The sequence below is a fragment of the Candidatus Kuenenia sp. genome (assembly GCF_039794105.1).
In the GTDB taxonomy this organism is placed as follows: domain Bacteria; phylum Planctomycetota; class Brocadiia; order Brocadiales; family Brocadiaceae; genus Kuenenia.
In genome coordinates, this window is record NZ_JBDIWA010000026.1 from 18,512 (window position 1) to 34,473 (window position 15,962).

General features: G+C 40.4%; 13 protein-coding genes. 5 read left to right on the forward strand and 8 right to left on the reverse strand.

Annotated elements, in window-relative coordinates:
• The first annotated feature begins 25 nt into the window (after positions 1 to 25).
• Both ABJL82_RS11950 and ABJL82_RS11955 read left to right on the forward strand, forming a co-directional pair.
• On the forward strand, positions 26 to 769 hold the full coding sequence (locus ABJL82_RS11950; protein ID WP_347274918.1) for a response regulator: 744 nt from the start codon (positions 26 to 28) through the stop codon (positions 767 to 769).
• 31 nt (positions 770 to 800) lie between these two features.
• A complete protein-coding gene (locus tag ABJL82_RS11955) occupies positions 801 to 2,876 on the forward strand; it encodes an EAL domain-containing protein (protein WP_347274919.1) in 2,076 nt (691 codons plus the stop codon).
• 415 nt (positions 2,877 to 3,291) lie between these two features.
• Here ABJL82_RS11955 and ABJL82_RS11960 read toward each other — a convergent pair whose 3' ends face one another.
• From ABJL82_RS11960 to ABJL82_RS11970, 3 genes are all read right to left on the reverse strand, one after another.
• The gene (locus tag ABJL82_RS11960; RefSeq protein WP_347274920.1) at positions 3,292 to 3,501 is read right to left on the reverse strand and encodes a DUF2283 domain-containing protein; all 210 of its coding nucleotides are present in this window, start codon (positions 3,499 to 3,501) and stop codon (positions 3,292 to 3,294) included.
• Between the two features lie 526 nt (positions 3,502 to 4,027).
• A complete protein-coding gene (locus ABJL82_RS11965) occupies positions 4,028 to 4,576 on the reverse strand; it encodes a cyclic nucleotide-binding domain-containing protein (RefSeq protein WP_347274921.1) in 549 nt (182 codons plus the stop codon).
• Positions 4,577 to 5,045: 469 nt separating this feature from the next.
• Positions 5,046 to 5,990, reverse strand: coding sequence for a histone deacetylase (locus tag ABJL82_RS11970; RefSeq protein WP_347274922.1), 945 nt, complete (start codon positions 5,988 to 5,990; stop codon positions 5,046 to 5,048).
• A 336-nt stretch (positions 5,991 to 6,326) separates the two neighbouring features.
• On the opposite strand from ABJL82_RS11970, the gene shc reads away from it, so the two are divergent.
• Entirely contained in the window at positions 6,327 to 8,402 is a 2,076-nt protein-coding gene (gene shc, locus ABJL82_RS11975; RefSeq protein WP_347274923.1) for a squalene--hopene cyclase, read from the forward strand.
• Positions 8,403 to 8,503: 101 nt separating this feature from the next.
• Here the strand turns inward: shc and hpnH are convergent, their stop codons facing one another.
• Both hpnH and ABJL82_RS11985 read right to left on the reverse strand, forming a co-directional pair.
• The gene (gene hpnH / locus ABJL82_RS11980; protein ID WP_347274924.1) at positions 8,504 to 9,499 is read right to left on the reverse strand and encodes an adenosyl-hopene transferase HpnH; all 996 of its coding nucleotides are present in this window, start codon (positions 9,497 to 9,499) and stop codon (positions 8,504 to 8,506) included.
• Positions 9,500 to 9,715: 216 nt separating this feature from the next.
• Entirely contained in the window at positions 9,716 to 10,249 is a 534-nt protein-coding gene (locus tag ABJL82_RS11985) for a cyclic nucleotide-binding domain-containing protein (RefSeq protein WP_347274925.1), read from the reverse strand.
• A gap of 253 nt (positions 10,250 to 10,502) precedes the next feature.
• Here ABJL82_RS11985 and ABJL82_RS11990 point away from each other — a divergent pair, with 253 nt between their 5' ends.
• Together ABJL82_RS11990 and ABJL82_RS11995 are read left to right on the forward strand one after the other, a co-directional pair.
• Positions 10,503 to 11,123 carry a peptidoglycan recognition family protein gene (locus tag ABJL82_RS11990; protein ID WP_347274926.1) on the forward strand — a complete coding sequence of 207 codons (621 nt, stop codon included), beginning with the start codon at positions 10,503 to 10,505 and terminating at the stop codon, positions 11,121 to 11,123.
• Between the two features lie 274 nt (positions 11,124 to 11,397).
• Entirely contained in the window at positions 11,398 to 12,078 is a 681-nt protein-coding gene (locus ABJL82_RS11995) for a rhomboid family intramembrane serine protease (protein WP_347274927.1), read from the forward strand.
• A 94-nt stretch (positions 12,079 to 12,172) separates the two neighbouring features.
• Here ABJL82_RS11995 and ABJL82_RS12000 read toward each other — a convergent pair whose 3' ends face one another.
• The 3 genes from ABJL82_RS12000 to ABJL82_RS12010 all read right to left on the reverse strand — a co-directional run bounded on the left by ABJL82_RS12000 (position 12,173) and on the right by ABJL82_RS12010 (position 15,886).
• Positions 12,173 to 12,931: a ZIP family metal transporter gene (locus tag ABJL82_RS12000; RefSeq protein ID WP_347274928.1), complete on the reverse strand. Its 759-nt coding sequence runs from the start codon at positions 12,929 to 12,931 to the stop codon at positions 12,173 to 12,175.
• Between the two features lie 220 nt (positions 12,932 to 13,151).
• Entirely contained in the window at positions 13,152 to 14,483 is a 1,332-nt protein-coding gene (locus ABJL82_RS12005) for a chemotaxis protein CheW (protein ID WP_347274929.1), read from the reverse strand.
• A 290-nt stretch (positions 14,484 to 14,773) separates the two neighbouring features.
• Complete coding sequence (locus ABJL82_RS12010) at positions 14,774 to 15,886, reverse strand: lysylphosphatidylglycerol synthase transmembrane domain-containing protein (protein ID WP_347274930.1); 1,113 nt, start codon at positions 15,884 to 15,886, stop codon at positions 14,774 to 14,776.
• Positions 15,887 to 15,962 lie beyond the last annotated feature (76 nt).

Genomic DNA, 15,962 nt, shown 5'->3' on the forward strand with positions numbered 1-15,962 from the left:
CAGTTTTTCAAAAAGGGAGAAATAAATGTTGCATGGAAACACACTGGAAAAAACACTTCATATTCTTATTGTGGACGATAATGTAGACTTTTGCACGAATTGCATTGATATTTTTGAGTCAAAAGGCTATTTGGCAACTGCAGTTCATGATGGATTTGACGCAATAGAGGCAGTGAAGAAAAACTCATTTGATCTTGTTTTGATGGATATAAAAATGCCTGTCATGAACGGCGTTGATACATACAAAACGCTCAAACAGATTAATCCACGGCTGCCGGTAATTATGATATCCGCTTATGCCGTTGAGGAACTTCTTGTAAATGCTCTAAGGGAAGGTGCTTTTGCCATTTTCCACAAACCCATCAACTTCGGAAAGCTTTTTTCAACCATTAAACACACCCAGAAAAATGGAGCGTTCATTATGGTCGTTGACGATGACAACGATATTTGCGAAAGCCTGTCAGACCTTCTCCATGAAAAAGGCTACAGGGTAAAAACGGCAAATGACGGCAGCATTGCCGTGCAAATGTCCCGGGAAAATCTTTTTGACGTCATACTCCTGGATATGAAACTGCCCACCATGAACGGTCTGGACGCCTACCTTGCCATAAGGGATATCCGCCCTTCAGTAGTCGTGATTTTAATAACAGGATATCGGAACGAATTAAGAAACCTTGTTGATAGGGCACTGCAGAGAAACGCCTGTGTTTGTCTGGATAAACCTTTGGATATTGACCGGCTGCTGGATATTATACAGGAAAAAACCTGACCCGGGCGAGTCAGAAGGAAAATGAGATATAATGACAAAACCATTTAACATACTCCTCGTTGATGACAACAAAGAGCTTGGGGAAAACATCAGGGACATCCTTGAGATACACGGCTACGCCGCCGAAAGAGTTTCTCTTGGCAACGACGCTCTTCTCTCCGCCCAAAACAAGCATTTTGATTTAGCACTTGTTGATATTGAGCTTCCCGATATTAAAGGCACAGAACTTGTCGGAAAATTAGCGAGCATTTCGCCTTCCACGCAATACATATACATAACCGGCCATGCAACGCTCGACAGCACAATCGAAGCTATCAAGCAAAAAGACGTGATCTCTTACGAGGTAAAACCCCTCGATATAGACCGCATGCTGCTCACCATCCAGCAGGCAAAAATAAGAATACAAACAGAAACGGAACTGCACAAATCTGAAGAAAGATACCGGAGACTGATAGAAGGCCTTCAGGATAATTATTTCTTCTTCACACGGGACGCCAGCGGTGTTTTTACATATATCAGCCCTTCCATCAAAAACATCCTCGGCTATACTCCTGAAGAGTTTTACACCCGCTGCCGCGAATATCTGACCAGCCATCCGGTAAACAACGATGCCGCCCAATGCCTGGCGCTGAGCGTAAAGGGGATCAAGCAGCCGCCTTATGAAATTGAAATGTACCACAAAAACGGCGCAACACGAACGCTGCAGATGCAGGAAGCGCCCGTATTCGACAGCAGTAAAAACGTCATTTCCATAGAAGGCATTGCCAGAGACATTACCGAGATAAAAATTTCTCAATCGCAGCTTGTATTTTTAGCAGATCACGACCCTCTTACCTGCCTGTTTAATCGCAGGCGTTTTAAGGAAGAACTCGAACTACGCCTTCTGGAAGCGCAGAGAAACCATATCAAAGGAGCACTTTTATTTCTGGATTTGGATAATTTCAAATATGTTAATGATACCCTTGGCCATCAGTACGGGGATGAATTGCTTATAAAATTAGCTTGTATACTGAGAGAAAGGCTGCGGCAGACAGATATTCTAGCCAGGCTTGGAGGGGATGAGTTTGCCGTAATATTGCCTAATACCGAAGAAGAACAGGCACAGCAAATTTCAAAACAACTTGTGGAATTGACAAGAAACTGCCTTGCGCTTGACAGTCTGAATCCACTGCATATCACCGTCAGCATTGGCATTGCTATGTTTCCCGTACACGGTGATACTGCGGAAACACTGCTCGCCAACGCTGATATGGCAATGTATCAGGCAAAAGACGAAGGGCGAAACCGCGACTGTATTTTCTCGCTGGAACATAAAATACACATCGAGACGCAATATGACTGGAAGCGCAGAATCAAGATAGCACTGGAACAAGACAACTTTGCATTATATTTGCAGCCGATAATAAATCTGAAAAACAACAAAATTACCGCTTACGAGGCGCTGCTCCGCCTGACGGAAAAAAACCAGGAGGTTATTCCACCTTTAAAATTCCTCCGCACCGCCGAACGATTTGGCATTATACACGAAATCGACCGATGGGTAGTTGTCAACGCAATCCGCATTGTAAAAGAACTGAAACTGCATGAAAACGGTATATTTCTTGAAATAAACCTGTCAGGCAAGGCATTTTCCGATAATGAACTATTGTCCATAATAAAAAGGGAAATCGGGGAAAATGTCCTTCGTCCCGAAATGCTAATTTTTGAAATAACAGAGACGGCAATCATAGAGAACATTGCAAAAGCACAGCATTTCATCGCAACGCTTAAGTCAATAGGATGCCGTTTTGCCCTGGATGATTTTGGGAGCGGTTTTTCATCATTTAATTATCTTAAACATTTGCCCGTGGATTATCTCAAAATAGACGGCAGTTTTATTCAACACCTTTCACAAAACTCTGTAGATCAGCATTTGGTCAAGGGAATGGTTGAGGTTGCACGCGGATTAAAAAAACTCACCATCGCCGAATTTGTTGAAACGAAAAAAACATTTCAATTACTGAAGGAAATAGGCATAGATTACGCGCAGGGCTATTATTTTGGGAAACCGCTTTCTGTATGTGAAGCATTGCAACAGTTTAGTTTTTTGCAAAACAGCAATGGTTAAAAATGTCTTTGTAATGCCGCTATGCCGTGGAAATTCGTGAATTGCCACAACACAGATTATCCCCGCTCGTTCCCAATCAGGGTTAAAAGAGACGCATGCAATGCGTCTATACCGTGAGGCGTATTGAAGAAGGGCTTGGGGGCAAAAATACAGGGCGAAATTTGGAAATAGGGACAGCGACAATATACCCAAATTTTTAAGGGGTGTTTTGTAGTGTATTCTTGTAGTCATTGAAGATATTGCCTGAAATCGATTCATCTTCAAAAACCGGCTGTTGATAGCGCCCTATTTGAGTTACATGATGTGGATAACCGGAGGCTACAGTTCTTGCAATTCGTGGTATAAAATAAACACACAACCATTTTACCTTGACTTGCCAGTGATAAACAGTTGCGGCCCCTATTTTCCCTTCTTTTTATGCGAGAACTTTTTTCTCTAGTTGTTGGTAGGATATGTCAGGCAGATGCGCTGTTGTTTTCGCATGTTCAATTGTCATGCTAACAAGATTGCCCTTTTCATCAATGTCGATATATATATTCTCTGATATCTCTCGTGTTTCTTTTACCAGCTTTTCTGTAAATTCCAGCAGAGCCGTGTCCGTATCATTAAAATATTTTATTTTCATCTTTTATATATGCCCTGTCAGGTCTTTGGCGTGTATAGAGAAAGTATTGTGTGTATTTCATTTATATTATTCCGCCTAACGACCGCAGGAAATATGGACATCGACTATTTATTGGCTTTGCCTGATCTTCCCCACGGAAGATCCCTTAACCTTCTTCCAAATAATGTCTCAAGTTTTTTCGTAAAGCCATCATAGCCATACGGTCTTCCTGTCATTTAACATCTCTTTATGTTCTCTGTGGCTTGTTCTTCCTCTTTGAGTTACATGATGTGGATAACCGGAGGCTACAGTCCTTGCAATTCGTGGCATAAAATAAACACATAACCATTTTACCCTGACTTGGTAATGATAAATAGTCGCTGTCCCTATTTTCGTCGATGAACGGGCTTCCGGATATGGAAAACCAAAGCCAAAAACAGGATGAAACCATGAAGTTTTTGTGAAGTTTATAAAAGGATTGGTGTTGATATTAAGAATCTATGCCTTGACTTGGTAACAGGGAATGTTAGTTTCGCATGTAATAAAGCTAAATACCTTCTTTAAGGCCGTCAAGTTTCCGAAGTATTTCATTCAATGTCTCCCCGCACTTGGCATAATTATTAATTATATCATCTATTAATGACTTATACACCATCTTTATACTTTCAGGCGCTTTATCAAGTTGCCCCGAAACACTTTTCAGGCTCAATGTGCTCAGATCCTTGCCCTCCATGCTATTACGGCAATAAATAAGCTGGCCTACCACACTTGATAGATCAGAAAGCAAAAAGGCGAGTTCACGCATAGATGCATGTATCTCCGGGGGGAGTTCATTAAGAGTTTTTATGAACTCTTCTTTTGATATGACCTCCGCCTTTACATCGGTAATGGCTATTGTAGACGCCAGCCTTCTTTTTTCCTCTAAACAAGAGAGTTTCCCGATAACCGCTCCTTTTCCCAGTTTCAATATAGGAACTTCCCTGCCGTTTATATTTTTTAGTAACTGTGCTTCTCCCTCCAGGATTCTGTACACATAGTAGGTAAAATGGCCTTCTTGTGCTATTGGTTCGCCTTTTTTAAAAACCGTTGTCTCCATGGTATGCCTCGCTTTCTTTGTATGTGTGTTAGTAAAAAAACAGACTGTCATAGAATGGTCTCTCTCAGACCTCTTGCGCAAATAGCGTTGTCAATGATAGCGTAACAGTTTTAAAAACGCAAATATTTTCCTTCCTGATTTTTTGGGACTTCCGTCATGTTTTAGTGAAACGTTACAGTAGTGTTAGCCCTGACAGGGTTGTTTCGTCATGACCCCATGAACGATTACAAAAAAACGGGTATGCTCTCTCGAATAAAAGGGTTATCCGGAGTTTTTTGAGTTCTTCGTAGATATATGAGTTAATATCCGGGGTTAAAGTGATAAATCCAGTTTTTTTAAAATTTCCGGGTGGGAACGTCTCCGTTAATATAAGAGTATGCACCTTTAAATCCCAGGAACATACGAAAATGGGTTAACACAAACGGGCCGCTTGGAAGGCTGACAATCTTCGCGTGGTAAGAAGTATCTTTTAACAGGATTTAATCTTCAGCAATCCTTTGAGGTGGGCTTTGATACATAAGGGTAAACCGGATAAATGATATCCTCCCTCCAAACAGGATAAAAGCTTACCGCCGCAATGTTTTTCCGCCGCTTCCACAACGATTTCGGTTAATGTATAAAAATGTTCTATCTCAAGGTTTAAACCGCCAATGGGGTCTTTTTTGTATGCATCGAAACCTGAAGAGAGAATGATGAATTCCGGCGCAAATCTGTTTACGCTGCCTTCTATTACCCCGGAAAACAATTCAATGTACTTTTGGGGGTTAGTATCCATAGACAATGGTATATTGATATTGAACCCTTTTCCTTTTCCCTCGCCTGTTTCATCTTCTGCCCCCGTTCCGGGATAGAATGGATAGCGGTGCATTGAAAAGTACATTACCGTAGGGTCATCATAAAATGCATCCTGCGTGCCATTTCCATGATGAACATCCCAGTCTATTATAAGAATCCTTTTCTGTTGGTAATTTTTCTGCAGGTATCTTGCCGCAATGGCAACATTGTTAAAAAGGCAGAATCCCATACCCCTGTCAGGGGTCGCATGGTGTCCGGGTGGGCGAACAAGGCAAAAAGCGTTTTTTGCCTCTCCCTTCATAATTAAATCTATTGCGGTGAGGGCTGCTCCTGCGGAATATAATGCGATATTGTATGAAGGACCAGACACGGCAGTATCTCCATCTAACCAGCCGCCGCCGGAATTGGCAATTTGTTGAATGGTCCGGATATACGTTTTTGGATGAATAAGGCCTATTTCTTCAGGTGACGCCGCACGGGGCTTTTCTATCGTTACGTGCGCTAAAAAATTATCGGACTCCAGATATTTAATGGTATTTTCTATCCGCCTGGCATTTTCAGGGTGCCCAATACCGGTATCATGGTCCAGGTATATATTGTCATATATCAGCAGTGTCATACATTTTCAGTTTTATAAATGGGAAAAAATATCTCTTCAGGCTTTAATGCAAAGTAATAATAAAATATGGCATGAAAAAAGTTGGTAAACCATCTTATAAAAAGCACATACCTAAAGCAAGTTTTACTTGAAATTGCGATTTAAATTTGTTATCTATAGCCACTGCCTAATCCGCACTTAATGTTTTTTAACGTGCGGTATAATTGCCCGGCTAACAGAAAAGAAGGAATGTTTCATTTATACTATATAACTTATCACCTGTTTATTTGTGTGACAGTGTAGTTTACTTGAAAATTTAATCATAATGAAATAGTACATTGGAGGTTTTCAAAAAGAATGAGAAGTTTTCTATTAAATCTATTAGAACGGTTTGAGACAACTGTACACAAATTTAATGGAAATGGAAATGGAAACGGCAATGGAAAACATCCTATTCCAGAGTTGATTAAACATGAATTGAGTTTGGAAAATACTTACTTCAGAACAACTACAGCTACAATGCAAAAAACAGAGAACCCTTTGGATGATTCGATAGACAGGGCGCAGCGATATCTCATCAATCAGCAAAATATAACGGATGGTCACTGGGTAGGGATTTTGGAGGCAGATACCACATTGACGTCCGACTACATCATGCTGATGCATTTTCTTAATAGGGTAGATTATGAAAAACAGGGTAAGGCTGTCGCATTTCTCCTGAAACAGCAACTGACCGACGGGGGTTGGAATATTTATTATGGCGGAGCAAGTGAGATCAGCGCATCGGTAAAAGCATATTTTGCACTAAAATTAGCGGGATATTCGGAAAATGAATCATTCATGAAAAAAGCGAAAGAATGCATCCTTGGCATGGGCGGAATCATGAATGCTAATTGCTTTACCAAAATTTATCTTGCCATGTTTGGCCAGGTTGATTGGCAGGCGGTGCCTGCCGTTCCGGTAGAAATGATTTTGTTCCCCGCAGGATTTTATTTTAGTATTTATGAAATATCCTACTGGTCAAGATGTATTGTCGTCCCCCTTTCTATTGCCATCGCCAGGAAACCACATGTTGCCGTAGGCGATGATTTACTGAAGGAGTTGTATCTTATCCCGCGTGAAGACGTCGTATATCGTATAGAAAGGGATCAGGATGGGTTTTGCTGGCACAACTTTTTTATTGATGCGGATAGTATCTTCCGCCGGTATGAGCAGCATCCCATTAAATTCATCCGAAGAATTGCGATGAAGATGGCTGAAAAATGGTTGCTTGAACATATGGAAAAATCGGGCGGATTAGGAGCTATTTGGCCGGCAATGATTAATTCGATTTTTGCCATGAAGTGCCTTGGTTATCCGGATAATCACCCCGCTTTGGCCGCACAGATGAAAGAGGTGGAGGCGCTGATTATCTATGAAGGCGATATGCTTTATTTGCAACCGTGCGTATCTCCCGTATGGGACACCGCATGGTCTGTTATTGCAATGCATGATTCAGGTATTCCAGGGTCTCACCCTGTTCTGCAAAAAGCAGGTAAATGGTTATTGAGCAAAGAAGTCAGGGATTTTGGTGATTGGAAATTAAAATGTAAGGTTGAGGAACCGAGCGGGTGGTATTTTCAATATGCGAATGAATTTTATCCCGATACTGATGATACCGGCGCGGTGCTCATGGCATTACAGAGGGTCTCTCTTCCGGAAGACACGCATAAAGAAAAAACACTTTTACGCGCCTTGCGATGGCTGCAGGCTATGCAATGCGATGACGGCGGATGGGGGGCATTTGACCGCAACAATAATAAAACAATTTTGAATAATATACCCTTTGCCGATTTTAATGCGCTTCTTGACCCAAGCACCAGCGATGTAACAGGCAGATGTATAGAATTTTTTGGCCGTATCGGATTTAATAAGACCTATTTAAATATCAAAAAGGCTGTTGAATTCCTGAAAAAAGAGCAGGAAGAAGACGGTTCATGGTTTGGGCGTTGGGGTTCAAATTATATTTATGGTACATGGTCTGTGATTTCCGGACTGATAGCGGTTGGTGAAGATATTAATAAGGCATACATTAAAAAGGCAATTGACTGGCTGAAGAGTGTACAGAATTCGGATGGCGGTTGGGGAGAAACAATAAAATCGTATGAGGACAGTGCATTAAAAGGAATAGGCAAAAGCACTCCTTCTCAAACAGCCTGGGCATTACTGACCCTGATTACTGCCGGCGAAATAAAATCGTCCTCCACAGAAAGAGGAATAAATTTTCTTTTGTCCACGCAAAAAGAAGACGGTAGCTGGGATGAGAAAGAATTCACGGCAACTGGTTTTCCCAAAGTCTTTTATTTGAAATACCACATGTATCGCAACTATTTTCCACTAATGGCGCTGGGAAGATATCGCCACTTTACTCATAAATTGGTAACTTCTCAATAAATTGAGGTAAACATCCCTTGCTCCCTTTACTAATGGGAAGACTGTGCACTCGGCAAATTACAGATTGCGGCCTGTTAACAAAATTTTTTATTACCATTTTTTTAACTAAGCCCCCATTTTGCCATTTCATAAATGTCTGACAAGCGTTTTCCCCCTTCCAGCACTACCGTTGGTTCGAAACCACAATGCATCATGCAGTTTTCACAGCGCGGGTCTCGTCCTTCCTGGTATTTTTCCCAATCAGTTTGTTTCATATACTCATCAAAGGTTTTATAATGTGTGTTCGTGATAAGATAACAGGGGCTTTTCCATCCTGAATAATTACGGGTAGGATTACCCCAGGGCGTACATTTCAATGTTCTTTCCCCTTTTAAAAATTTCAAATAGAGGGGCGAATTTAATATTTTGTATTTTTTTGAAATACCATAAATAAACCCAAATCGTTCTTCTATTTCCTTTTGACAGAGAAAAATTTCATTTTCATTGTGTTCGAAGCCATAACCAGGAGAAACCAGCATGCCGTCAACGCCAAGTCCCTGCAAAAATGAAAATAATTCCATAATTTCTTTTTCGCTGGTATTTTTAAAGATAGTAGTATTTGTACAGACTTTAAAGCCTGCTTTTTTTGCTTCCCTGATGGCGTTTGTCGCCCGGTCGAATATCCCTTTGCCTGCTATTTTGTCATGCGTTTCCGCAAGCCCGTCTATATGAACATTAATATTGAGATATTTGTCCGGCTTCAGTTTTTTTAAAGTATCGACTAATAATATTCCGTTGGTGCATAAATAAACGTGCCGTTTCTCCTTTATTACCCCGGAGATAATTTTGTCTATTTCCGGATGCATAAGAGGCTCTCCCCCTGTTATGGTAACCACCGGGGTCGGGCACTCATGAATTGCCTGCATACACTCCCCAACGCTTAACATTTCACGCATGGTATCATGATATTCCAGAATACGGCCACATCCTTCACAGGCAAGATTGCAGAGATGGGTTACTTCCAGCATTAATACGAGAGGAAATCTTTTTTTAAATAACAACCTGTTTTTAATCAAATATTTTGTCAAAGAAAAGCTTAAAGCCAGTGAAACCCTCATTGTTGCATGTGCTCCGTTCCATAGTAGGTTTTAAAAAGGTACGACTGTCAGGTGAAAATTCATAAGCAAAAATGCTATATTAATCAAGGTATACTGTCAAGTTTTATTTAATGTGCGAAAACTACTTCCGTTGGCTGTTTTTATCTAAAGCAATGCCGTTTTAAGAGGAAAGGGAAGATATGTAAAATGTAACAAAGAGAGAGACTCTGCACTGTTTTATGCTTGGGTTTGAGAAGATTCCTCGTTCTTACTTCCGGCAATTTTGTCCTCTTTTCGAATTCCCCTGGAATCAAACTCCGTAATCATCAATATATTATTTAAACGTTGAATGCGTTCAGCCAGCCTCATAATAATACTATCCTTGATTTTATCGCGGATACTCGGCCCTAATGAGTCAAGCATTTCTTTATTCACTTTAACCACAAGAACGGTATCATCCGCAATAATAGAAGCAGTTCTAGGGGTCTTGGTGAGAAATGATATTTCTCCAAAAAAATCGCCAGGAGACAGCCTTGCAATGGTATATAAACTTGTCCCTTTAACCACCGACACTGTGCCGGAGAGTAAGATAAAAAATGCGGAATCCTGATCTCCCTCCCGAATAAGGTATTCTCCCTTTTGGAAAATGATAAAATGCGAATTCAGACATACCATTCTATTTTTTTCCTGCATTGAGAAGTTGCTAAAGAATGGGATTCTTTCTATGATGTTTAACATCCTTTTTAAATCTACCTGGTTAATTATCTGCATCCATTCATTCCTTTAAAAAATAGGGGTACTCAGTTGGCCCCAGTTGCCGCTACATATTGTAGTGGCTTGGTCTACAACCCCTCATGGGTAGTCCTTCACACCCCAATATACTGCATCGTGGGGCTACCGGAGACAACAAAATACCCCCATATTTGTTATTTGACAAAAGGCTTTCATTTGTTATAATTCCCGCTGATTATAAGATTTACTCATTGTTGCATGCAAGTGTTAAACATTTATTAGGAGAATTATAATGCTTTTTTGGCAAAAAATGGGTATTTGCATGTTTTTCCCCCTTCTTTATTTCATGAGCGGATGTTATTCTCCACCAACCATTCCACCAACATCGACTATTATGAAACCAAGCGCAAAACTACCTGAAAAAAAATTGGACTTCTACCTGAGCAGCGACATTAAAAACCAATTGGAACGTTGTTTTGTTCGCGACTGGAAGTACATAGTTGTCCATCACAGCGCATCCGATACCGGAAGCGCTGAAGAATTTGATAAATATCACCGGCAATCGCGCGGATGGCAAAACGGTTTGGGATATCATTTTGTTATAGGAAATGGAAAGGGTTCCGGCGATGGCGAAATTGAAATGGGTAATAGATGGAAAAGGCAGATAGATGGTGCACACGCAGGGACAAAAGAATATAACCAATTTGGCGTAGGAATATGCCTGGTAGGGAATTTTAATAAAACGTATCCTACGCAAGCACAGATGAAATCGCTTTCCGCGTTAGTGGAATACATACAGGAACGGTGTCACATTCCTACTGATAATGTTCTTATGCACAGGCATTGCAAACAGACTGATTGCCCGGGACGAAATTTCCCCTATTACAAACTGCTTGCCAATACCTTTCAGTAAGCAACAAAAGAGTTTAGGGGCTTAGTGCCTCAACATCGACATAATTTTGTCGATATGTCGAAGCGTCTAAATTCTAAATTCGAATATTGAAATTCGAAACAAATACTAAATTCTAATGTTTGAATGTCCAAAACGCACAGGAAGTGCAGATTACACAATTTGAATTTGTTTCGTATTTCGTGCTTAGTATTTCGGATTTCCTTTCCGCCGCACTGTCTACGAAAAGGCTTAGTGTCTTAAGAGATGAATTTTTACCATTTCGGCCAAAAAATAAATGATACCAATCCGAGACCGAAATCCTTCCGGAACATTCCCGCTTGTCACGGTTATTATTATCCTGATAAACGTACTTGCCTTTATTTTTGAACTCTCTTTAGGAAGGAATTTAACAGATTTCCTCTTCTCCTATGGCATAGTTCCCCTCAAGATTTTCCAGTCGGCGGATATCCCGGAGGTGAATATGTCAAATACATATTTCCCTTTCCTGAGTTACATGTTCCTCCATGGCGGGTTTATCCATCTTTTGGGAAATATGTGGTATTTGTGGATTTTTGGGGACAATATCGAAGACATATTGGGGCGTTTCCGCTTCGTGGTTTTTTACTTAATTTGCGGAATTGGTTCAGCGGTGGTGCATATTTTCTTTAACCGCCAGTCAGGTGTGCCTTGTATTGGCGCAAGCGGAGCGGTTGCAGGTGTATTAGGCGCTTACATGATAAGCTATCCTCGGGCGCGTGTGCTGGTTTTGCTCCCGCTCTTGTTTATCTGGCAGTTCATTGAATTGCCGGCGTATATTGTATTGGGATTCTGGTTTTTCATACAATTTTTTAATGGTACGGCGGCCATTGCAAATACCCAGGATGGAGGCGTAGCATGGTGGGCACACATCGGGGGTTTCGTGATAGGAATCATTCTCATAAAACTGTTTCCCAGGACATATTACCGCCATTATTAACAATCATTCCGATTAAATCTTATATCATGCGGGACCAAATGCAATACTCACCAAACAACCGCTTTTCTCATTGTTTTTCTTAGCGGAAATGGCACTATTCTCCGACAAAAGACAATGCCAGCATCACCAACACCCCTAATATGAAAAATGCTAACTGGAGGATTGATTTCGTAACCTTCACCTCTCTGTGCAATTCCGGTATAAGGTCGCAACTTGCAACATAAATGAAACCGCCCGCAGCAAAAGGCACTAAAAAAGTGGTTAATCCCTCTACATAAGATCCCAGTACCAGGACGATAACCGCACCTAATATGGCGGCCAAGGCGGAAAGAAAATTGAAAAAAAGAGCCTTTATTTTACTGAATCCGCCATGTAATAAAGAACCGAAATCTCCAACCTCCTGGGGAATTTCGTGGAAGACAACTGCCATTGTTGTGGCAAAACCTATCGGAATGCTCACCATGTAGCTTGCTCCGATGATCAATCCATCAATAAAATTGTGTACGGCGTCTCCAAACAACACCATTAAAGAAAAAGGGTGGGGATGTTCTTCCGTTGCGGGTATGTGGCAGTGCCGCCAGCGGATAAATTTTTCTACGCTAAAGTAGACAACTACCCCGCATAAAACAAACAGGGAAGTGCTTAACCGAAAAGTTGAACCTGCTTTTTCAACGGCCTCCGGAAGCAGGTGTAAAAAAGCGTTGCCAAGTAAGCTTCCTGCGGAAAAACTAACAAAATAAATAAGGACTTGCTTCAGATTCGTTTCTCTAAATGATAACGTTACAACCCCTATCAATGAACATATACTGATAGCAAAAACACTGGCCAGCGTATAAAACCATACGTTAATCATTTAGTATATCTCTCTATTAATCATTAATACATTAGCAGTAATTTTTTGCATTTTTTGGCAAAATATTTAATGTTAAAATACGAAACAAGTTCTGAATTGGTCATAAGTCATTGGTAAGTTTGTGACGCATTTTTTAATCTATGCAATCTGTGGTTCCATTTTGTATTTCGTATTTTTTATTTCGTGCTTGTTTGGTTCTGGCTATGCCCGTTTAGGCTCTTTACCGGCTTGTCTTTTTAAGCAATAAACCTACAGTCATAATTTCATCATTATAGCCAAAACGTGTCGTAATCCATGGGTCTTTCGTAAAACACACAACCGTTGTTTTGTAGCGCATTTCCTGAGTTTCTGTAACGGAAACAGAGATATCTTCTCCCACAATTACCAGTGGTATGGAAAGGTACATCTCGCCGTATTTTTCAGCAATTTTTGTTTTTACGCCTCCGGCAATCATATTGAGTACTTCACCCACTGCATCTTTTACTTCAGTGGACAACGTTGTTTGTTCTTCCATCAGCATGTTTGAAGCAACTTGTAATGCAAGCTCCTTTGAACAAAACAAACTTACAATGCCATGGTATTTGCCGGTGAAGCTTATCATGCATACCACATCGCTTTTTATTTTAGTCTCATCAACCAGTGCATACTCTTTGAATTTCATATCCATCATAATCATTGTTTCAAATAATGATGTTGTCGCTTCCCTGATATCAACGGATATGTTTTTTGCAACGGCATTGAGATCTATAGGCTCATCCGCCTTGTCTGTTCCAATTGTTTGCAGTGTACAGGCGGTATCGCTTAAGATTATATCCGTTTGTTTTTCATCGATTGCGGCAGTTTCATTCTTTGCATTTTCCTTTGTGCCACTATCTTCCGGCAAAATTTCTTTTATTGTGTCAGAAATTTCCCGGCGAATTTCTTCTTTTGGTTTTTCAGCAAAAATGCCTTCTGTATTTTCTGTTTCCTGTATCAGGGGAACCTCCTTTCCGAAATCCTCGTCATCACTGTTTTCCCGGTAAAGGTCTTTTTTGTTTTCATTTATCTGGTTATTTTTTTCACCATGAGTCTGCCGTCCGTCTGCACCAAATATATTATCGATATTAAGTAATAGTTTTAATTTCCCCTTTATTTTTGCAATTCCCATAAGAAAAGCGGCGTCAATGCTGCTTTTCAATTGTAGAGAAGGCTCCATATCATCGGCGTTCACAACGAGTACCTCCGATACCATATCAACGATTATCCCTTTCAGACCATTGCGTGTCTCAACAATAATGATACATCTGTCGTCTCCGGCTACCGTTTCCCGTATTCCCAGTTTTAACTGCAAATCAATGACAGGAATAATATTACCGCGGAGATTTATTATGCCTTTTACATATTCCGGAGTTTTTGGCACAGGCGTAATTTTTACCATGCTGATAATTTCTTTTACCCTTAAAACTTCTATGCCATATTCTTCCCCGTATATTTCAAAGATAAGATACCTTGCTTCCTGTTCATATGCGTTTGAAATGTTTAATGTAGGTTTTTTTGTTAGTAATTGTTGCATACAATAAGCCGTTCTTAACGATGTAAATGCTATTTCAGTAAATTAATGGGGCTCCCGCTATTTTCTGACGGCAGGATGTTTGATAAAAAAGAATAAAATGGTACGTGTTGCCGTACGTAAAGTTTTTCGATTATGTCATAACATGCCGGTATTTTCAATTACATTCATTTTTTAATAAAGTCATCCTTGCAGGATTCGAAGTACGAAATGAAACCACAGATTTCACAGATTGCACAGATTAAAAAATTAATCACAAACTTACCAATGACCAATGACTAATTAAGATACTATTATAATTGCGGCGGAACTTTTGAAACTCCTTCTGCTTCTTCAAGCTTTCCTTCGGAAATTTCTTCTTCCAGTTTTACCACTTCGCGAAAAGCAATTCCTTCTTTCCAGAGAAAGAAAAAACCCATAATTGTGGCGGGTAGGATAGATATTGCCCACAAAATAATGGCATAACTCTGGGCTAACGTTGTTTCTATGCCAAAGATATGCAACGATTTTAAAACGGCAATGTGAAAAACGCCGATATAGCCAGGGGCTTGCGGCAATGCTACTGCAAGGGCAAGGCAAACGGCAACAAGACATGCCCCGGCAAAAGGAAGCTGCAAATCGAAGGCAAACCCCAGTATATAGATTTCTATTCCACCCATGAGCCATACAATCAGTGATAAGATAAGTATCCATATCGTCTTTAATTTATTTTCCAGTATTTTCAGGCCAAATACGAATGAATCATACATGTTGAAAATTTTATCTTTAAGTTTATGAGGAAGAAAGGAACACCACGTGGTGAGTATGTTTTTAAAAAAAAGCGGTTTTGCAACGATGAGAAAAAGCAGGATAATGGTTATGCTGCCAAAAGCGGCAAAGACTTCTGTCCATTTTTTTAATGAAGGAATTATCGATCCCCCCGTTTTTACCACATCAGTGGTTATTAATGCAAAAGATGGGCTATTATGGGAGGTATCAGGGTTGGGAAGCAGGAACAACGTTGCAACGGCAAAGAGAATGAGTCCCAGCATGTCGAAAATTCTTTCAACAACAACCGTTGCAAACGAGGTAGAGAATTTAATGTTCTCTTTTTTATAAAGGAGAAACGGCCGCAATACTTCTCCAACCCTGGCAGGAAGTATATTGTTTGCCATGAAACCAATGGAAGTAATCGATAGCAAGCTCCACGGGGAAATTGGTTTTATGTGCGACAGCAGACCCTGCCATCGAAATGCCCGCACCACATAGAGGAGAAGCGCCAATATCGTAGCGGGGATTATGAACCAATAATTTGCCTCAATTAACGCATTCTTCAAAGACGCCCATTCTATGCTTCGTATGAATAGCCATGAACAACCCAGGCTTACGATAATGCTCACAATAAATAGGATATTTTTCTTGCTCAATGTTGTTTTTGCCTTTCGTAAAATATATTTTTGTATAACTCAGAAAAAGTAGTAGCACTTTAGTTTTTTGAAAAAT